Raw genomic sequence first — 18,276 nt, forward strand, 5'->3', positions numbered from 1 at the left:
TCACTCTACACGGGGTGTATACGCATGATGTATAGCCTCCGACGGGCGTCAACGGCCGCCCCGTGCCCGGGCTTTACCCCTCGAACGCACAGACTGTGACCGGTGGCACACAACCATCTCCGCCTGTGGAGCGTCGGTTCCGTCGGGGGTGGGTGCTGATTCTCACGCCCGGAAAAGTCGGATCGATCGCCCTATGTCGTATTGGGCGGTGTTAGCTTTCCAAGCTGATTCGACGCCGGACGACCGGCGGCGGACGACGAGCGGCACGAGCGGAGCGAACGAGGACATGGGCCGAACAGGCAAGGGTCGGGCGGGGGAGCGCGGGCGCATACGCCGCCTCTTCACCTGGAAGAAGCTCCTGGGCACGTTCTTCGTGGGCTGCCTGCTCGTCATGGGCGCCGGCTACGTGCTCTACCTGATGGTCCCGGTCCCGACGGCCAACGCGGACGCGACCCTCCAGAGCAACGTCTACAAGTACGCGAACGGCAAGGTGCTCGCCCGCACCGGCAAGATCAACCGCGAGATCGTGGGCCTGGACAAGGTGCCGCTGGACGTCCAGCGCTCCTTCGTCGCCGCCGAGAACAAGACCTTCTACAAGGACAACGGCGTCGACATCAAGGGCACCGTCCGCGCCGCCTGGAACACCCTCACCGGCAAGGGCAAGCAGGGCGGTTCGACGATCACCCAGCAGTACGTCAAGAACTACTACCTGAGCCAGGACCAGACGGCGAGCCGCAAGCTCAAGGAGATCGTCATCGCGCTCAAGGTCGACCAGAACATGGACAAGAGCGAGATCCTGGCCGGCTACATCAACACCAGCTACTACGGCCGCAGCGCCTACGGCATCCAGGCCGCCGCCCAGGCCTTCTACGGTGTCGACGCCGGCAAGCTCACCGTCGCCCAGGGCGCCTACCTCGCCTCCGTGCTCCAGGCCCCCAGCCAGTACGACTGGACCTCCGCCGGACCCGAGGGCCGCAAGCTCGTCGAGGCGCGCTGGAACTACGTCCTCGACAACATGGTCGAGGAGGGCTGGCTGGACGCGGGCAAGCGGGCCGGCCTGAAGTTCCCGGTCCCGCAGAAGCCCAAGGCCCCCAAGGGCATGAGCGGCCAGAGCGGCTACATCGTCGAGGCGGCGAACGCGGAGCTGCTGCGCCAGGGCGTCAGCGAGGAGGACCTGAAGGCCGGCGGCTGGACGATCACCCTCAACATCGACGAGAAGAAGCAGAAGTCCCTCGTCAAGGCGGTCGACCAGGAGCTGGAGGCCAAGCTCGACCGCGCGGCCGACAAGAAGGACGCCACCGTCCAGGCCGGCGCCACCTCCGTCGACCCGAAGACCGGCGCGGTCGTCGCCATGTACGGCGGCATCGGCGCGACCGAGCACTGGACGAACAACGCGACCCGGCGCGACTACCAGCCCGCCTCCACGTACAAGCCGATCGTGCTCGCCTCGGCCCTCGACAACCACGCCGTGACCCAGGACGGGCGTGCGATCGGCCTCGGCACGATCTACGACGGCACCAGCAAGCGCAAGGTCGTCGGCAGCCCGATCCCCTTCGCCCCGGAGAACGAGGACGGCCAGAACTACGGCCCGGTCACCGTCCAGAAGGCCACCAACAGCTCGATCAACTCGGTCTACGCCCAGATGATCGTGGACGTCGGCCCCGCCAAGGCCAAGCAGACCGGCCTCGCCCTCGGCCTGAAGGACGGCGCGGACTTCGGCGCGAATCCGTCGATGTCCCTCGGCGTCATGGGCGCCTCCACCGTGGACATGGCCGGGGCCTACGCGACCCTCGACAACCACGGCGTCAAGGTCACCCCGACGCTGGTGAAGTCCGCCGAGCACAAGGACCGCAAGGTCGACCCGGTGAAGTCCATCGGCGAGCGCGTCATCAGCCGCGAGGCCGCCGACACCACCACCAAGGCCATGCAGGGCGTCGTCCGGTCCGGCTCCGGCATCCGGGCCGCCGGCGACTACGAGGCGGCCGGCAAGACCGGCACGTCCGAGAACAACCGCTCGGCCTGGTTCGTCGGCTACACCCCCGAACTCGTCACCGCCGTCGGCCTGTTCGGCGAGGACGTCAAGGGCAACCAGGTCACCCTGACCGACACCATCAACCCGGGCCGCGCCAACGGCGGCAAGACCCCGGCCGAGATCTGGGGCGCGTACACCACCAGCGCCCTGGGCGGCGGCTCCAGCGCCTCCTTCGACCTGGAGACCGACGGCACCTCGGGCGGCGACACCGGCCTGCCGACGCCGACCGACAGCGCCAGCGACTCCGCGTCGCCGACCCCGACGGCCACCGAGCAGAGCGCCACCCCGACGCAGCGGCCCACCCCGACCGGCACCACGCCGCCGCCGACGGCGACCGAGACGATCCCCCCGCTGCCCCCGCTGCCGACCGGCACCAAGACGATCGACCCGACGATCCAGCCCACGCCGGACGGCAACACGGGCATCGTCGACACCCGGCCCAGAGGCCAGTGACGTAGACGAAGGAGGCCGGACCCCCTGAAACGGGGGTCCGGCCTTTCGCGTATGCGCTTCGTACGGTACGGCTCCGGGGTTACGGCTCCGGGCTCAGCGCGTGGCCAGCTCGAACCACACCACCTTGCCGCCCGAGAGCCGGGTCGCGCCCCAGCGCCGGGCCAGCCGGTTCACCAGGAACAGGCCGCGGCCGCCCTCGTCGGTGTCCCGCGCCCGCCGCTGCCGGGGCAGCTGCGGCGAGTCGTCGCCGACCTCGCAGCGCAGCACGTCCGTGCGCAGCAGCCGCAGGGTCACCGGCCGCTCCGCGTACCGCACGGCGTTGGTGACCACCTCGCTGATCAGCAGCTCCACGGAGTCCGTGAGGTCCTCCAGGTCCCAGCGGGCGAGGGCGCGCCGGGCGAGCCGCCGGGCCCGGCCGGGGGCCGCGTCCTCCGGCTCCAGGAACCAGTACGCCACGTCGCTCGGCGCGATCCCGTCGAAGCGGGCCGCGAGCAGCGCGATGTCGTCGTCCCGGTCGCCGGGCCCGAGCATGTCGAGCACGTCGTCGCACAGCGCCTCCAGCGGAGGCGAGTGGTCGGGGCCGGTGAGCTGGGCCGTGGCCGCGAGGCGTTCGCGCAGCTGCTCGATCCCGGTCCACACGTCGCGCAGCCGGGACTCGACCAGGCCGTCGGTGTAGAGGAGCAGCGTGGCTCCGGCCGGGGCGTCCAGCTCGACCGCCTCGAAGTCCACCCCGCCCACGCCGATGGGCGCGCCGGGCGGCACCCGGAGCACCTCGGCGCGGCCGCCCAGGTGCAGGAGTATCGGCGGCGGGTGGCCGGCGTTGGCGATGGTGATCCGGTGCGAGACGGGGTCGTACACCGCGTACATGCAGGTGGCCATGCGGTTCTCGCCGAGCCGCTGGGCCTGCTCGTCGAGGTGGTGCAGGACCTCCTGCGGCGGCAGGTCGAGCCCGGCCAGGGTCTGCGCGGTGGTGCGCAGCTGGCCCATGATGGCCGCCGAGGTCATGGAGTGGCCCATGACGTCGCCGACGACGAGCGCGACCCGGCTGCCGGGCAGCGGGATCGCGTCGTACCAGTCGCCGCCGACCCGGGCCGTCTCGGCCGCGGGCAGATAGCGCGAGGCGAGCCGCACGCCGGTGGGCTGCGGCAGCGAGTCGGGCAGCATGGTGCGCTGCAGCTCGTCGGCGATGTAGGCCTCGCGCCCGTAGAGCACGGCCTTGTCGATGCCGAGCGCGGTGTGGGTGGCCAGCTGGGCCGCCACGAGCAGGTCGTTCGGCTCGAAGCCGGCCCGCTCGGGGCGCCGCAGGAACACGGCCGCGCCGATCACCCGGCGCCGCCCGCGCAGCGGTGCGAGTATGGCCCGCAGCCCCGGCGGCAGCGGGTGTTCCGGGCCGAGCAGCTCCGGCAGCGCGGCGCGGGCGGCGGGGGAGTCGCCGGGCACCGGCCGCACCCCGCGCAGCACCTCGGCGAGCGCGCTGCCCGAGCGGACCTCGCACAGCTCCGCGGCAGGCGTCGGGTCGGGGTCCGGGACGAGCACCAGCTCCTCGCCCTCCAGATCCGTTAACCGCAGCCGGTCGGTGCGGCGCAGCCGCAGCACGAACGGCTCTGCCGGGCGCTCGTCGCCCACCGGCAGCGGGTCGCGCAGATAGACCAGGATCACGTCGGAGAAGGTCGGGACGGTCGCCCGGCACAGGCCGAGGATGATCTCGTCGAGGTCGAGGCCGCGCGCGATCCGCCGGGTCGCGGCGCCCACGAACCGCAGCCGGTCGCCCTCGCGGCGCGCCGCGGCGCCGTCGGGTCCCGCGGTGCCGCCGCCCGGCGCGGGAGCGGGCACGGCGACAGCGGCCGCGGCCGCAGGCGCCGCCGCCGCTTCCTGGCGGGGGCGGGTGCGTTCCTGCGGCCGGTCGGCCATCGCCTTGCGGCCTTCGTGGGAGGTGGGATGCTCCGTCACGCCTGGGATTCCGTCCGTCCGGGCCGGTGGTGCGTTGCACGCGCTCTTCTCGCCGATGCCGCGCCTTCGGCGGCGCTAAACCACCTGTATGTGAACCGCTGGCACGAGGAAGATGCGGAGAAGGGCGACGGGGCGTCCGCGCACGGGTCCGGCAGCACTGTTCTCCCCCTCATTGAGGCAATCTGGATGACGTGTGGTGACGTGTGGTCAGGTCCTGCGTCGTGCCGGGTATATGACGTGCGGTCGGATCGGTCGAGTGTGGTCGAGTACGTGCGGAGGACGATCCTACGTTTGCACCCGGGGGGCGCATCAAGGGTCTCATGGTGCCGTGTGCGCCGGGGTGCGATCCCAGTCGGCCGGCAGTTCGGGAACCGTCCAGGCGGGGTCCGGACGCCAGTTCTCCCAGCCGTCCGAGAACGGCGGCCCCCAGGCGTGGATCAGGTCGACCGCGGCCTGCCCCGCGCGCAGCACCCGGTCCGCCTGCGCGGCGTCCATCAGACCGGACCGCTGGGCCTGCGCGAACTCGTCCTCGTCCCGCCACAGCCAGCTGCGGTCGGCGTAGACGGAGATGTCGAGGAAGTGGTCCTCGGAGTCGATGCCGCCGTACCAGCGGGTGCGGGGCTCCTCGAGGTTGACGTACCAGCTGCGGAAGCGCCAGCCGCGCTCCCAGAACAGCCACACCGACCACGGGTCGCCGGGCCTGGCCAGTTTCAGCACCCCGGTGCCGTGCCAGTGCGCGCGGGCGGTGGTGCGCGGCGCGGTGTAGCGGGTGGCCAGCGGCTCCTCGTGGACGGGGGTGCCGTCGGCGAGCACGGGCTTGACGCACTCGGTGCCGGGGGCCATCCAGACCGCGAGCAGCTCAGGGGTGTCCTGGACCACGGTCACCGGGCGGCAGATGTGCACGTCGCCGGTGCCGTTGTCGCGGTAGCGCCAGAGGATGTGGTCCCCCGGCGCCCAGTGCGTGGGGCGGCCGGATCCTGTCATGCGCAGATCTTAGGGGCGGGCCCCGCGCGCCGCTGCGGCGAAGGTCACGGATGAGTCAGGGACGGCTCAGGGGCGGGTCATGCGCAGGACGTCGAGCGCCTCGTCGAGTTGCTCGGCGGTCAGGTCGCCGCGCTCCAGGTAGCCGGACTCCAGGACCACCTCCCTGATCGTCCTGCGCTCGGCCAGCGACTTCTTGGCCACCTTCGCCGCCTCCTCGTAGCCGATGTACTTGTTGAGCGGCGTGACGACGGACGGCGAGGACTCGGCGTACTCGCGGGCCCGCTCGGCGTTGGCGGTGATGCCGTCGACCGTGCGGTCGGCGAGCAGCCGGGACGCGTTGGCCAGAAGGCGTACGGATTCCAGCAGGTTCTTGGCCATGACCGGCAGCATCACGTTGAGCTCGAAGTTTCCGGCCGCGCCCGCCACGGCGACCGTGGTGTCGTTGCCGGTCACCTGGGCGGCGACCATCAGGACCGCCTCCGGGATCACCGGGTTGACCTTGCCCGGCATGATCGAGGAGCCCGGCTGGAGGTCGGGCAGATTGATCTCGGCGAGGCCGGTGCGCGGGCCGCTGGACATCCAGCGCAGATCGTTGGCGATCTTGGTGAGGGAGACGGCGATGGTCCTGAGCTGCCCGGACGTCTCCACCAGACCGTCCTGGGCGCCCTGCGCCTCGAAGTGGTCACGGGCCTCGGTCAGCGGCAGGCCGGTGGCGCGGGCCACCTCGGCGATCACGGCGGCGGAGAAGCCGGGCGGGGTGTTGATGCCGGTGCCCACCGCGGTGCCGCCGAGGGGCAGTTCGGCGAGCCGCGGCAGCGAGGCGCGCAGCCGCTCCGCCCCGTACCGGATCTGCGCCGCGTAGCCGCCGAACTCCTGGCCCAGGGTGACCGGGGTGGCGTCCATCAGGTGCGTACGCCCGGACTTGACCACGCTCGCGAATTCGGCTGATTTCCGCTCCAGGGAGGCGGCCAGATGATCGAGTGCCGGAATCAGGTCCTGGGTCACGGCGGCGGTGGCCGCGATGTGGATGGAGGACGGGAAGACGTCGTTGGAGGACTGGGACGCGTTCACCTGGTCGTTGGGGTGCACGTCCCGGCCGAGCCGCTCGGAGGCCAGGGTCGCGAGCACCTCATTGGTGTTCATGTTCGAGGAGGTGCCCGAGCCCGTCTGGAAGACGTCCACCGGGAAGTGCTCGTCCCAGCGCCCCTCCGCGACCTCCTCCGCCGCCTCCTGGATCGCCCGCGCCGCCTCCGGGTCGAGCACGCCGAGCTCGGCGTTGACCTTGGCGGCGGCGGCCTTGATCCGGGCGAGCGCCGCGATGTGGGCGCGCTCCAGGCGCTGGCCGCTGACCGGGAAGTTCTCCACCGCGCGCTGGGTCTGGGCGCGCCACTTGGCGTGGGCGGGCACGCGGACCTCGCCCATGGAGTCGTGCTCGACGCGGTAGCCCCCGGTGCCGGCTCCGGTGCTGCCGGAACCGGTGCCGGTGCCCGCTCCGGCACCTGTCTCTTGGTCGCTCATGGTTCGTCAACCTCCTGCAGAAGATGAGCACTTGTCTTGTTCCATGTATTCCCAAGTCGCTTACCGGCCAGTAAAAACCGTGGGTAACCCCACTTCCAGGAGGCGCAATGAGGCGCACCAGGTACAGAGTCCGCTGGCCGATCGCGGCCCTCGCCGCTGCCGCGGCCGCCCTCGGCAGCATGACGGCCGCCACCCCCGCCGGCGCGGCCGACACGAGCGACACGGCCGCCATCTCCTCCGTACCGCTCTCTCCCGAGCTGGAGGCGATCCGCGCCGCCGAGGCCACCCGGATCTACGGCAGCCCCGAGGAGCGCCCGCTCGCCGAGCGCAGGACCGGACTGATCTCGCTGGGCGACAGCGAGATCTCCGGCGAGGGCGTCGGGAACTACGACCCGGCGACCAACACCTCGTCGAACCAGTGCCACCGCTCGCCCGAATCCGCGATCCACCGGACCGGGATCGCCGCCGACCTCACCTTCAACGTGGCCTGCTCGGGCGCCTACACCGGGAACATCCGGATCGGCGGCTCGAAGCAGTACGCCGACGAGCTGGTCCAGAGCGACAGCCTGGCCATCAAGGCCCGCAACACCCGCATCAAGATGGTCGTCCTCGTCGCCGGCGCCAACGACGACCTCCAGTTCGGCCCCGTCATGACCGACTGCGTCACCCGCTGGGTGCTCAGCCAGGGCGCCTGCGAGCCGAAGTACGCCCCCGGCTGGCAGGCCCGGGTCGACGGGCTGCGCCCCAAGGTCGAGGCCACGGTCGGGGACCTGCGCACCGTGATGCGCGACGCGGGGTACGCGGACTCCGACTACAAGCTGGTGGTCATGGGCTACCCGAGCCCGATCGGCCCCGACATCTACGACAACCCGAACTTCCCCGGCAAGCTCCCCGGCGGCTGCGCCGGATACGACTCCGACGCCAAGTGGGGCCGCAACTCCGCGGTGCCGGCCTTCGAGCTGGGCATGCGCGCGGCGGCCCGCAACACCGGGGCCGTCTACCTGGACAACTCGCGGCTCTTCCACGGCCACGAGGTCTGCATGGAGGACACCTGGGCCCGCGGGCTCTACCTCGACCTCGCCGACCACTTCCCGTGGGACGAGAACACCGCCCGCCAGTCCTTCCACCCCAACGACCGCGGCCACGGCGCCTTCGCGTCCTGCCTCACCCAGATCTACAACTCGGGCCTGCGCGAGGCGAGCTGCGCCGACGTCAATTCCTCCGGCACGCCCACGCTCTTCCCGGTCGCCTGGGACGACGTCTACCGGCCGCTGAAGAACGCCGCCACCGGCGACTGCCTCGACGTCAACGCCTCGAACTCCGCCAACAACACCGCCGTCCTCGGCTGGGACTGCCACGGCGGCCGCAACCAGGGCTGGTGGTACGACTCCACCCGCCGCACCCTGCACACCCAGCTCACCCAGGACCGCTGCCTCGACGTCCCCGGCGCGGCCTACGAGTCGGGCAAGGCGCTCATCATCTGGAACTGCAGCGGCGCCGCCAACCAGAAGTTCGTCCGTGACGGCGCCACGCTGCGCCCGGCCGCGGCGACCGGCCTGTGCCTGACCCAGAGCGCGGCCGACGACGCGATCCGGCTGCGGGCCTGCGACGGCTCGGCGAACCAGCGCTTCACCTCGTAACGGGCGATCAGCCCCCACGGAACGCCGTGGCCCCTCGTCCCGCACCGGACGAGGGGCCACGGCCCGTTCACGGGGTCGCGAGGGTGGCCCTGGCCAGCTCGTACGCGGGGCGCATCGCCTCGTGCTCCTCGGTGTCCAGGCCGCCGAGATGCACGATGACGACCGTGTCGTCCGCGGTCTCGACGGCGAAGGCGCGCTCGGTCTTCGTCTCGTCCGTCAGCTCGCCGTGGACCTCGTACACCGTCTGGACGGCGGGCAGCAGGCCCGCCTTCGTGTCCGCGTAGACGGCCCTGCGCGAGCCCTTCTCCGCCTTCACGAAGGCTTCCAGGGCCGGGCGCGCCAGGCCCTTGGGGACGGTCCACACCCGCAGGAAGCCGAGGTGCCCGGCGGGCTTGGCGTCCACCTCGCAGCGCAGCGTGGCCGGGCCCTGCTTCGTCAGCTCGGCGAGGTCGGGGTCGGCGGGCACCTCGACCGCCTTCGGCTTCCAGTCCTCGGCGAGCGAGAACGCGAACGGCAGGGCGCAGGCCGTGCCGGGCCCGCCCAGCGTGGCGGCCGGGGCGGCGGTGCCTTCCTGGGCCTCTTGCGCGGGCGTGGGCGCGGCGGCTCCGGTGGGCGCCGCACCGGGCTCCTGCCCCGTACCGCAAGCGGTGAGCAGCAGCCCCGCCGCCGCGAGGAGGGCTGCGGGAACCGCCGTACGCAGGGGTGCTCTCTCTGGCATGTGCTCATCATCCATGACCGGGTGCGGCCCTCCGCCGACGGCCGGACAATGACGAGTGGGCCTCGGGGGAGATCCGCCACCCGCAGGAGGCAGGACATGCGCAGCTTCAGGAGGATCGGCGCGATCGGCGCCGGCACGGTCGCGGCCGTGGCTCTCGTCACCGCCGCCCCGCTGCCGGCCTCGGCCTCGGTACCGGCCGGCCAGGGCGACTTCGAGTTCACGCTGTTTGCCAAGGAGGTCCCGGCGCCAGGGGCCGACGAGAGCGCCCCGCCGCCCGAGGTGGGCGACACCTTCACGTTCGCCGACGACCTGTTCAAGACCAAGGGCGGCGACAAGGTCGGCCGGGACGGCGTCATCTGCGGGGTGGTGCGCACTTCCGGAGACCCGGTCGACGCGAACTGCATCGGCACCTTCGTCCTGAACGGCGGCCCGGGCGGCCAGCTCACCGCCCAGGCGCTCACCACGTTCGACGTCACGAACATGGTGCCGTCCGCCTTCGATCTCGCCGTCACCGGTGGCACCGGCGACTTCAAGAGCGCGAGCGGCTACATCCGTGTGACCCCGTCCGGGGACTACGACCAGATGGAGTTCCACATCACCGGGCGCTGAGGCACCGGGAGGTGCGGGGACGCGCCGCGGACGTGTCGGTGCGTCAGGACAGCTTGCCGTCGTAGTCCGGCAGCTTGAAGGTGCGCTCGGCGTGTCCGCCGACCAGGTCGGTGGTGTTGTTGCCGATGTTGGCGACGATCGTGTAGCCCCTGCCCTCGATCTCCGCGCGCTTGGCCGTCTTGTACGCGCTGACCTCGGCGAACAGATCGGGCAGCGAGCGCACGTACAGACCGTCGACCGGGTAGCCGGCCTGCTTCAGGTTCCAGTCCGTCAGCGAGTAGATGATCCCCGGACGGGCCGTCACGAAGAAGACCGACACCCCGCGCGCGTGCGCGTCCTTCACCAGGTCGCGCACCTCCGGGATGGCCGGCGTCGGCAGCTCCCAGAAGGGGTGGAAGTCCGTCTCCAGCGAGCTGTTGTCGATGTCGAGGACGATGGCCTGCTTCTGGCCGCCGGCGTCCTCGGCGCGCTCCTGGATGTACGGCTTCGCCTGCGCGACCACGGCGGCGACGTCCTTGCGCCAGGTCGTGTAGTCGACGTCGTTGATCGCGGCCGTGGAGGTGACGTGGCTGTCCGGGTCGGCGGCGGACGCGCCGGGCGCGGCGCCGAGCACCAGGACGGCGGTCAGGGCGAGGGTGGTGGCCGCGGTGGCCTTGGCCTTGGCGGAGGGCATGGGGGGCTCCCGAGAGGTGGTCATCCGGCTCAGTGATTGACATGCTCGCGACCCATACTGACCAGTAGGTGACCGAATGACTACCAGTCGGTAGCGACTTTCCGAGCGGGACGTGACGGCGCCCCCGGTCCGCGGAGGACCGGGGGCGCCGCAAAGTGCTACCCGGGGTTACGACAGCTGGGAGCCCTGGCGCACCGGGATGTGCGTGAAGGTCGGCTCCGGGGCCGGGTTCTGGAAGAAGTCGTTGCCCTTGTCGTCCACCACGATGAACGCCGGGAAGTCCTCGACCTCGATCTTCCAGACCGCCTCCATGCCGAGCTCCTCGTACTCGACGACCTCGACCTTCTTGATGCAGTCCTGCGCGAGACGGGCCGCCGGGCCGCCGATCGAGCCCAGGTAGAAGCCGCCGTGCGCGCCGCACGCGTCCGTGACCTGGTTCGACCGGTTGCCCTTGGCCAGCATGACCTTCGAGCCGCCCGCCGCCTGGAACTGCTCCACGTAGGAGTCCATCCGGCCGGCCGTCGTCGGGCCGAAGGAGCCGGAGGCGTAACCCTCGGGCGTCTTCGCCGGGCCCGCGTAGTAGACCGGGTGGTCCTTCAGGTACTGCGGCATCTCCTCGCCCGCGTCCAGGCGCTCCTTGATCTTGGCGTGCGCGATGTCGCGCGCCACGACCAGCGGGCCGGTCAGCGAGAGACGGGTCTTCACCGGGTACTTGGTGAGCTCGGCGAGGATCGTGTCCATCGGCTGGTTGAGGTCGATCTTCACGACGTCGCTCTCCGTGGAGAGGTGCTCGTCGGTGGTGTCCGGCAGGAAGCGCGCCGGGTCGGTCTCCAGCTGCTCCAGGAACACGCCCTCGGCGGTGATCTTCGCGACGGCCTGGCGGTCGGCCGAGCAGGACACGGCGATCGCGACGGGCAGCGAGGCGCCGTGGCGCGGGAGACGGACGACACGCACGTCGTGGCAGAAGTACTTGCCGCCGAACTGCGCGCCGATGCCGATCTTCTGCGTCAGCTCGAAGACCTTCTCCTCCAGCTCCTTGTCGCGGAAGCCGTGGCCGGTCTCGGCGGAGCCCTCGGCGGGCAGCTCGTCCAGGTAGTGCGCGGAGGCGTACTTCGCGGTCTTCAGCGCGAACTCGGCGGACGTGCCGCCGACGACGATCGCCAGGTGGTACGGCGGGCAGGCCGCCGTGCCGAGCGAGCGGATCTTCTCCTCCAGGAACGCCATCATGGAGGCCTCGTTCAGGACCGCCTTGGTCTCCTGGTAGAGGTACGACTTGTTGGCGGAGCCGCCGCCCTTCGCCATGAAGAGGAACTTGTACGCGCCGCCGTCGGTCGCGTACAGCTCGATCTGCGCGGGCAGGTTCGAGCCGGTGTTCTTCTCCTCCCACATGGTGACCGGAGCCATCTGCGAGTAGCGCAGGTTGAGCTTGGTGTACGCGTCGTAGATGCCGCGCGAGAGGGCTTCCTCGTCGCCGCCCCGGGTGAGCACGTTCTGGCCGCGCTTGCCCATGACGATCGCGGTGCCGGTGTCCTGGCACATGGGCAGGACGCCCGCGGCGGCGATGTTCGCGTTCTTCAGCAGGTCCAGCGCGACGAACTTGTCGTTCGCCGACGCCTCCGGGTCCTCGATGATCCGGCGCAGCTGGGCCAGGTGGGCCGGGCGCAGGAAGTGCTGGATGTCGTGGATCGCCTCGGCGGCCAGCTTGCGCAGCGCCTCCGGCTCGACCTTGAGGAACGTACGGCCGTCGGCCTCGAAGGTCGAGACGCCCTCGGAGGTCACCAGGCGGTAGGGCGTGGTGTCCTCTCCCAGGGGGAGCAGATCGGAGTACGCAAACTCTGGCATGACGGCAGCCATTCCTCACTCGGCGACAGCAGCGGGCCGCCTCCGTTGGCGGCCGCGCCCTCCAGCGTAAGACGCGGGAGCGGTCCCGATCCTGTGAGGTAAGGCTCAGTAGGCGCCGGGACCGCTCCGGAACGGCGCGGACGGGCCCCACACGCGCGTGGTGCGCGGGAGGCCGGTTCCGGCGCCGCCGACCCAACCCGCCGCCCTTCGCGGCCGGTTCGGCCCGGCCGTCTACAGGACACGAGGGCTCCCCCTAGTCGCGATCTATCGCGTTTCGCTAGGCTGAGGTCGTGGACCTCGAAAAGCAGCCCCAGCAGCCGGTCACCCCCGCCGAGCCCGCCCCGGCGCCCACCCCCGCGGCCCGGCCCGCGTACGCCGAGCCGGCCGATCCGCAGGGCTCGCTGCGGGCCTCCGACGCCGACCGGGACCGGATCGCGGACATCCTGCGGGACGCCCTGGCCGAGGGCCGGATCGACGCCGACGAGCACTCCGAGCGGATCGACGCCGTCTACCGCGCCAAGACGGTCGGCGAGCTGGAGCCGATCGTGCGCGACCTGCCCGCCGCCCGGACCGGCCGGGACACCCGGACCCCACTGCTGTACGGCCCCGAGGACGCCCAGGGACCGGCGGACAACCTGATCGCGGTGTTCTCCGCCTCCACCCGCAAGGGCCGCTGGCGGGTCGGCCGGCGCACCAACGCCTTCTCCCTCTTCGGCAGCATCGAGATCGACCTGACCGAGGCGATCTTCGCCCAGCGCCTCACCACCATCAACGCCACCTCGATCTTCGGCAACGTCGAGGTCCGCGTCCCGGAGAACGTGACGCTGCACGGCAGCGGCACCGGCGTCTTCGGCAACTTCGAGGTGGTGACCCTGGAGGGCGCCGACCCCCAGGCCCCGGTCGTGGTGGTCAACGGCTGGGCGATCTTCGGCAACGTCGAGGCCCGCCCCAAGCGCGGCAAGTGGATCACCGACCTGCAGAACCTGGTTCAGGACAAGATGCGCAAGCATCTCGGCAACTGACGCCCGCGTTCCGGCGGGTCCGGCGGTGACCGGAATTCGCCGCCCGGCGTCCGCGAAGCGGAACGCCGCGGCACGCAGTGCATAGGCGCGCGCACAGCGGGTAGGGCTGGGGCATCGTCGCTCGCTCGCCCGCGGAAGCCGTCGTCAGGAGTAGACCGTGCTGCACACGCCGCATCAGCCGCCCCTCCGGGTCGCCGCATCCGCCGTGCCTCCCCAGCGGATCCCCGCCCGGGAGGACGAGGCCGGCCCCTGGCACACGGAGGCGGTGTGCCGCAGGGACGAGGCCGGACTCTTCTTCGCCCCCTCCAAGGAGCCGACCGCGGCCCGGCTCTCCCGCGAGGAGGCCGCCAAGCGGGTCTGTGCCCGCTGTCCCGTGATGGTCTCGTGCCGCGAGCACGCCCTGCTCCAGCCCGAGCCGTACGGCGTGTGGGGCGGGCTCACCGCCGCCGAGCGCCGGGTCGTGCTGGCACGGCGCCGCCGCCGCGAGGTCGAGCTGCGCAAGGCCGCCGCGGCCGAGCGGGCCGAGCGGATCGCCCAGGCCGGCTGACGGGTCCGACAGCTCCGTTCCGCGTGTCCGTACGGGAAGGGGCGCCCCCACCGCACATGGGGGCGCCCCTTTTCGTACCGCTGACTCGCCCGGTCCGCGCCGGGCCGCGGGCTACTGCGCCCGGTCGAAGTCGATCTTGCTGTAGGCGCGCAGCTTGGCGAGCCGGTGCGTCGAGTCGATCTGGCGGATCGTGCCGGACTTCGAGCGCATCACCAGCGACTGGGTGGTCGCGGTCTCGGAGCGGTAGCGCACCCCGCGCAGCAGCTCGCCGTCCGTGATGCCGGTGGCGACGAAGAAGACGTTGTCGCCGGAGACCAGGTCGTTGGTGGAGAGCACCCGGTCCAGGTCGTGCCCGGCGTCCAGGGCCTTCTGGCGCTCGGCGTCGTCCTTGGGCCACAGCTTGCCCTGGATCACACCGCCCAGGCACTTTATGGCGCAGGCCGAGATGATGCCCTCGGGCGTGCCGCCGATGCCCATGAGCAGGTCGACGCCGGTGCCCTCGCGGGCGGCCATGATCGAGCCGGCCACGTCGCCGTCGGAGATGAACTTGATCCGGGCGCCGGTCTCGCGGATCTCCTTGACGATGCCCTCGTGCCGCGGGCGGTCCAGGATGACGACGGTGACGTCCTCGGCGTTCATGCCCTTGGCCTTGGCGACCCGGCGGATGTTCACCGACGCGGGCGCGTTGATGTCGACGAAGTCGGCGGCCTCGGGCCCGGTGACCAGCTTGTCCATGTAGAAGACCGCGGACGGGTCGAACATGGTGCCGCGGTCGGCGGCGGCGAGCACGGCGATGGCGTTCGGCATGCCCTTGGCGTTGAGCGTGGTGCCGTCGATCGGGTCCACGGCGATGTCGACCTCGGCGCCGGTGCCGTCGCCGACCCGCTCGCCGTTGAAGAGCATCGGGGCTTCGTCCTTCTCGCCCTCGCCGATGACGACGACGCCGTTCATCGAGACGGTGGAGATCAGGGTCCGCATGGCGTTCACGGCCGCACCGTCGGCGCCGATCTTGTCACCGCGGCCGACCCAGCGGCCGGCGGCCATGGCGGCGGCCTCGGTCACCCGGACCAGTTCCAGGGCGAGGTTGCGGTCGGGAGCCTCGGGAGAGACCTCGAGCTCGGGCGGCAAGTGATGCTCGGTCATCGGAGCGCACCTTTCTGTACGGCGACGGCCGGAAATAAGGAGGGTGCTCTGACTCTATCGTCAGGTCGACAAAATGAGCAGAGGGGCCCACGTATGAGCACAACACCGTGATGCGACCATGGGGGCGTGGCAGGTAAGCAGCGAGGCAGGCAGACGGTACGCGGGATGTTCCAGTCCCTCGCGGTGATCATGGTCGCCGCGGGCGTGATGTATCTCTTCATCCCGCACGACGAGAAGGCCGAACCGGTCAAGGCCAAGGACTACCGGGTCGAGCTCCTGACGGCCCAGCGGGCGGCACCGTACCCGGTGCTGGCCCCCGAGGGCCTCGGCGCGGACTGGAAGGCGACGGTCGTCTCGTACAAGCGCGAGGAGCACAACACCTGGAAGCTGGGCTTCCTGGACCCGGACACCCAGTACGTGGCGGTCCAGCAGTCCACCGAGGACCCCGCGAAGTACGTGCCCAAGGTCACCCTGGAGGCGAAGGACACCGGGAGGACCGCGACCGTGGGCGGCCAGGTGTGGCAGCGCTGGGAGGGCCCGAAGTACGACGCCCTGGTGCGCTCCGAGGGCGGCGCGACGACGGTCGTGAGCGGCACGGCGTCGTTCGAGCGCCTGAGCGAGATGGCGGGCGCGCTGCAGTCGAAGAAGGTGTGATCCGCGTACGTCGCGGCTACGAGGAAGGGCCCCCGGTGCAGGTGCACCGGGGGCCCTTCCTCATGCCGCCGTCCGGGATCAGACGGTGGTGATGACCTCGTCGAAGGCCAGACGCGGGGAGCGCGGGAACCAGGCGTCCTCGCCCGGCTTGCCGATGTTGATGACCATCAGCGGGGTGTGGTCGTCGTCCAGGAACTCCTTCTGGACGCCGGCGAAGTCGAGACCGGTCATCGGGCCGGCGGCCAGGCCGGCGGCGCGGATGCCGACGATGAAGTAGGCGGCCTGCAGGGCGGCGTTCAGCTGGGCGGACTGCTCACGCACCGGGCGCTCGCCGAAGAACATGTCCTTGGCCTGCGGGAAGTGCGGGAACAGGGCCGGCAGCTCCTCGTGGAACTCGTTGTCCGCGGAGAGGATCGCGACCAGCGGGGCGGCCTTCGTCTTGGCGGCGTTGCCCTCGGCCATGTGCTGGACCAGGCGCTCGCGGGCCTCGGGGGAGCGGACCAGGGTGATGCGCAGCGGGCTCTGGTTGAAGGCGGTGGGGCCGAACTTGACCAGGTCGTAGATCGCCTGGACCTGCTCGTCGGTCACCGGCTCGTCGGTGAACGTGTTGGCAGTGCGGGCCTCACGGAAGAGGAGGTCCTGGGCGGCGGGGTCAAGAGCGAGAGACATGCTGCGTACCTTCCGAACTGCAAGGGGGTCGCTCGTCGGGGGGTTCGAGCGATGTCTCGACAGTACGGCGAGGTAGATGAAATTTCAACTATATGAATCGGATAGTGATCCGGTTCACAGGTGAAGTGTACGTGACCTGCGCTTTGACCTGCGCGTTGGCCTGCGCGCCGGTCTGTGCTTTGCCCCGCGCGCCGGCCTTCGGCTCAGCCCTCGTCCGGGCCCGCGCCCCCGGCCGCCTCGCCCTGCTCCTCGGCGCGCTCGGCCGCCAGCGAGGCGTCGAGCCGCGCCCGCGCGCCCTCGAGCCAGTGCCGGCACACCTTGGCCAGCTCCTCGCCGCGCTCCCAGAGCGCCAGCGACTCCTCCAGGGTCGTACCGCCCGCCTCCAGACGCCGGACGACCTCGATCAGCTCGTCCCGCGCCTGCTCGTAGCCGAGTGCGGTCGCGGTCTCGACCGCCTCTTCCGCGCCGTTGCGCGCTGCCATGGATGCCACCTTCGTGTGTGTCGTTCGTCGTCGTCAGGTTGAAGTGGGTACGGGCCGGGGGCCGTCAGCCGTCCACGCGCCGCACCGTGAACTCGCCCGCCGCCACCCGGGCCCGCAGCTCCTCGTCCGCCGCGACCTCCGCCGGGTCCCGTACCACCGAGCCGTCGGCCCGCTGGAGCACCGCGTAACCGCGCTCCATCGTGGCCGCCGGGGACAGCGCACGCACCCGGGCCCGGGTGTGCGAGAGCTCCGAATCGGCCCGGTCCAGGAGATGCCCGAAGGTGCGCCGGCTGCGCGCGAGGAGCGCGTCGAGCTCGTCCTCGCGGACCTCCACCATCCGCTGCGGATGCTCCATCACCGGCCGGGCGAGGGCGTGCGCGAGCCCCCGCTCCTCGCGTTCGAGCAGCCCGCGCACCGCGCGCAGCGCCCGGTCCCGCATCCCGCGCACCCGCTCCAGCTCCTCGCCCACGTCCGGCACGATCTTCTTCGCGGCGTCGGTGGGCGTGGACGCCCGCAGATCGGCGACCAGGTCGAGCAGCGGGGAGTCCGGCTCGTGGCCGATCGCCGACACCACCGGCGTACGGCAGTCGGCCACCGCCCGCACCAGCTGCTCGTCCGAGAACGGCAGCAGGTCCTCGACACTGCCGCCGCCCCGGGCGACGACGATCACGTCGACGTCCCGGTGCGCGTCCAGCTCCTGCACGGCCTGGATCACCTGCGGCACGGCCTTCACGCCCTGCACCGCCACGTTCCGCACCTCGAAGCGGACGGCGGGCCAGCGGCGCCGCGCGTTCTCCAGGACGTCCCGCTCGGCCGCCGACGCCCGCCCGCAGACCAGTCCGATCAGCTGCGGCAGGAACGGCACCGGCTTCTTCCGGTCGAGCGCGAACAGCCCCTCGGCGGCCAGCGTCCGCTTCAGCATCTCCAGACGCGCGAGCAGCTCACCGATCCCGACCGGCCGGATCTCCGCCGCCCGCAGCGACAACTGCCCGCGCGGTGCGTACCACTCGGGCTTCGCGTGCACGACCACCCGGGCGCCCTCGGAGACGACGTCGGCGACGGCGTCGAAGACCTGGCGGTAGCACGTGACGTTGATCGAGATGTCGTACGAGGGATCGCGCAGCGTCAGAAACACCACCCCGGCCCCGGGGCGCCGCGACAACTGCGTGATCTGCCCCTCGACCCAGACCGCCCCGAGCCGGTCGATCCACCCCCCGATGAGCCGGGAGACCTCGCCGACCGGGAGCGGCGCTTCCGCTGACGTGTTCAGACCCATGCGCCGAGCGTAACGGGCGGGTCGGACAGCGGAGGGCCGCCGTGCGGGGCGCCGTGCGGGGCGC

Annotated in this window: 16 protein-coding genes; 6 read left to right on the forward strand and 10 right to left on the reverse strand. The window is 71.4% G+C overall.

Translation table 11 applies throughout. From position 1 onward, the window contains the following. Positions 1-286 precede the first annotated feature (286 nt). Entirely contained in the window at positions 287-2,485 is a 2,199-nt protein-coding gene (locus tag AB0C73_RS28950; RefSeq protein WP_362535897.1) for a transglycosylase domain-containing protein, read from the forward strand. Positions 2,486-2,578: 93 nt separating this feature from the next. Here AB0C73_RS28950 and AB0C73_RS28955 read toward each other — a convergent pair whose 3' ends face one another. The 3 genes from AB0C73_RS28955 to AB0C73_RS28965 form a co-directional block, all read right to left on the reverse strand. Continuing rightward, on the reverse strand, positions 2,579-4,435 hold the full coding sequence (locus AB0C73_RS28955; RefSeq protein ID WP_362535899.1) for an ATP-binding SpoIIE family protein phosphatase: 1,857 nt from the start codon (positions 4,433-4,435) through the stop codon (positions 2,579-2,581). A gap of 318 nt (positions 4,436-4,753) precedes the next feature. Further along, positions 4,754-5,419 (reverse strand): DUF402 domain-containing protein, encoded by a 666-nt coding sequence (locus AB0C73_RS28960; protein WP_362535900.1) that lies wholly within the window; start codon positions 5,417-5,419, stop codon positions 4,754-4,756. 66 nt (positions 5,420-5,485) lie between these two features. Further along, a complete protein-coding gene (locus AB0C73_RS28965) occupies positions 5,486-6,937 on the reverse strand; it encodes a class II fumarate hydratase (RefSeq protein WP_362535902.1) in 1,452 nt (483 codons plus the stop codon). A 107-nt stretch (positions 6,938-7,044) separates the two neighbouring features. Between AB0C73_RS28965 and AB0C73_RS28970 the strand changes: the two genes are divergently transcribed. Next, the gene (locus AB0C73_RS28970) at positions 7,045-8,577 is read left to right on the forward strand and encodes a ricin-type beta-trefoil lectin domain protein (protein ID WP_362535904.1); all 1,533 of its coding nucleotides are present in this window, start codon (positions 7,045-7,047) and stop codon (positions 8,575-8,577) included. A gap of 67 nt (positions 8,578-8,644) precedes the next feature. Here AB0C73_RS28970 and AB0C73_RS28975 read toward each other — a convergent pair whose 3' ends face one another. After that, the gene (locus AB0C73_RS28975) at positions 8,645-9,295 is read right to left on the reverse strand and encodes a lipoprotein (RefSeq protein ID WP_362535905.1); all 651 of its coding nucleotides are present in this window, start codon (positions 9,293-9,295) and stop codon (positions 8,645-8,647) included. A gap of 96 nt (positions 9,296-9,391) precedes the next feature. On the opposite strand from AB0C73_RS28975, the gene AB0C73_RS28980 reads away from it, so the two are divergent. Next, positions 9,392-9,904 (forward strand): hypothetical protein, encoded by a 513-nt coding sequence (locus tag AB0C73_RS28980; protein WP_362535907.1) that lies wholly within the window; start codon positions 9,392-9,394, stop codon positions 9,902-9,904. Positions 9,905-9,947: 43 nt separating this feature from the next. Here AB0C73_RS28980 and AB0C73_RS28985 read toward each other — a convergent pair whose 3' ends face one another. Together AB0C73_RS28985 and AB0C73_RS28990 are read right to left on the reverse strand one after the other, a co-directional pair. Continuing rightward, positions 9,948-10,577, reverse strand: coding sequence for an HAD family acid phosphatase (locus tag AB0C73_RS28985; RefSeq protein WP_362535909.1), 630 nt, complete (start codon positions 10,575-10,577; stop codon positions 9,948-9,950). A 168-nt stretch (positions 10,578-10,745) separates the two neighbouring features. Continuing rightward, positions 10,746-12,419, reverse strand: coding sequence for a fumarate hydratase (locus tag AB0C73_RS28990; RefSeq protein ID WP_362535911.1), 1,674 nt, complete (start codon positions 12,417-12,419; stop codon positions 10,746-10,748). Between the two features lie 290 nt (positions 12,420-12,709). On the opposite strand from AB0C73_RS28990, the gene AB0C73_RS28995 reads away from it, so the two are divergent. Together AB0C73_RS28995 and AB0C73_RS29000 are read left to right on the forward strand one after the other, a co-directional pair. Then, complete coding sequence (locus AB0C73_RS28995) at positions 12,710-13,441, forward strand: DUF1707 domain-containing protein (protein WP_362535913.1); 732 nt, start codon at positions 12,710-12,712, stop codon at positions 13,439-13,441. Between the two features lie 157 nt (positions 13,442-13,598). Continuing rightward, entirely contained in the window at positions 13,599-13,988 is a 390-nt protein-coding gene (locus AB0C73_RS29000; RefSeq protein ID WP_362535915.1) for a WhiB family transcriptional regulator, read from the forward strand. Positions 13,989-14,099: 111 nt separating this feature from the next. Here AB0C73_RS29000 and glpX read toward each other — a convergent pair whose 3' ends face one another. After that, positions 14,100-15,131 carry a class II fructose-bisphosphatase gene (gene glpX / locus AB0C73_RS29005; protein WP_362535916.1) on the reverse strand — a complete coding sequence of 344 codons (1,032 nt, stop codon included), beginning with the start codon at positions 15,129-15,131 and terminating at the stop codon, positions 14,100-14,102. Positions 15,132-15,257: 126 nt separating this feature from the next. Between glpX and AB0C73_RS29010 the strand changes: the two genes are divergently transcribed. Next, complete coding sequence (locus AB0C73_RS29010; RefSeq protein ID WP_362535918.1) at positions 15,258-15,785, forward strand: DUF4245 domain-containing protein; 528 nt, start codon at positions 15,258-15,260, stop codon at positions 15,783-15,785. A gap of 78 nt (positions 15,786-15,863) precedes the next feature. On the opposite strand, the gene AB0C73_RS29015 is transcribed toward AB0C73_RS29010, so the two are convergent. The 3 genes from AB0C73_RS29015 to xseA all read right to left on the reverse strand — a co-directional run bounded on the left by AB0C73_RS29015 (position 15,864) and on the right by xseA (position 18,212). Continuing rightward, complete coding sequence (locus AB0C73_RS29015) at positions 15,864-16,454, reverse strand: malonic semialdehyde reductase (RefSeq protein WP_362535920.1); 591 nt, start codon at positions 16,452-16,454, stop codon at positions 15,864-15,866. Between the two features lie 203 nt (positions 16,455-16,657). Then, positions 16,658-16,936, reverse strand: coding sequence for an exodeoxyribonuclease VII small subunit (locus tag AB0C73_RS29020; protein ID WP_362535922.1), 279 nt, complete (start codon positions 16,934-16,936; stop codon positions 16,658-16,660). A 64-nt stretch (positions 16,937-17,000) separates the two neighbouring features. Next, entirely contained in the window at positions 17,001-18,212 is a 1,212-nt protein-coding gene (xseA, locus tag AB0C73_RS29025) for an exodeoxyribonuclease VII large subunit (RefSeq protein WP_362535923.1), read from the reverse strand. Positions 18,213-18,276: the final 64 nt, after the last annotated feature.

Source organism: Streptomyces sp. NPDC048623, assembly GCF_040650755.1.
Lineage (GTDB): Bacteria > Actinomycetota > Actinomycetes > Streptomycetales > Streptomycetaceae > Streptomyces.

Coding starts and splice junctions, on each gene's coding strand:
- AB0C73_RS28950 (WP_362535897.1), top strand. CDS start 287: ATGGGCCGAACAGGCAAGGGTCGGGCGGGGGAGCGCGGGCGCATACGC.
- AB0C73_RS28960 (WP_362535900.1), bottom strand. CDS start 5,419: ATGACAGGATCCGGCCGCCCCACGCACTGGGCGCCGGGGGACCACATC.
- AB0C73_RS28965 (WP_362535902.1), bottom strand. CDS start 6,937: ATGAGCGACCAAGAGACAGGTGCCGGAGCGGGCACCGGCACCGGTTCC.
- AB0C73_RS28970 (WP_362535904.1), top strand. CDS start 7,045: ATGAGGCGCACCAGGTACAGAGTCCGCTGGCCGATCGCGGCCCTCGCC.
- AB0C73_RS28975 (WP_362535905.1), bottom strand. CDS start 9,295: ATGCCAGAGAGAGCACCCCTGCGTACGGCGGTTCCCGCAGCCCTCCTC.
- AB0C73_RS28980 (WP_362535907.1), top strand. CDS start 9,392: ATGCGCAGCTTCAGGAGGATCGGCGCGATCGGCGCCGGCACGGTCGCG.
- AB0C73_RS28985 (WP_362535909.1), bottom strand. CDS start 10,577: ATGCCCTCCGCCAAGGCCAAGGCCACCGCGGCCACCACCCTCGCCCTG.
- AB0C73_RS28990 (WP_362535911.1), bottom strand. CDS start 12,419: ATGCCAGAGTTTGCGTACTCCGATCTGCTCCCCCTGGGAGAGGACACC.
- glpX (WP_362535916.1), bottom strand. CDS start 15,131: ATGACCGAGCATCACTTGCCGCCCGAGCTCGAGGTCTCTCCCGAGGCT.
- AB0C73_RS29015 (WP_362535920.1), bottom strand. CDS start 16,454: ATGTCTCTCGCTCTTGACCCCGCCGCCCAGGACCTCCTCTTCCGTGAG.
- AB0C73_RS29020 (WP_362535922.1), bottom strand. CDS start 16,936: ATGGCAGCGCGCAACGGCGCGGAAGAGGCGGTCGAGACCGCGACCGCA.
- xseA (WP_362535923.1), bottom strand. CDS start 18,212: ATGGGTCTGAACACGTCAGCGGAAGCGCCGCTCCCGGTCGGCGAGGTC.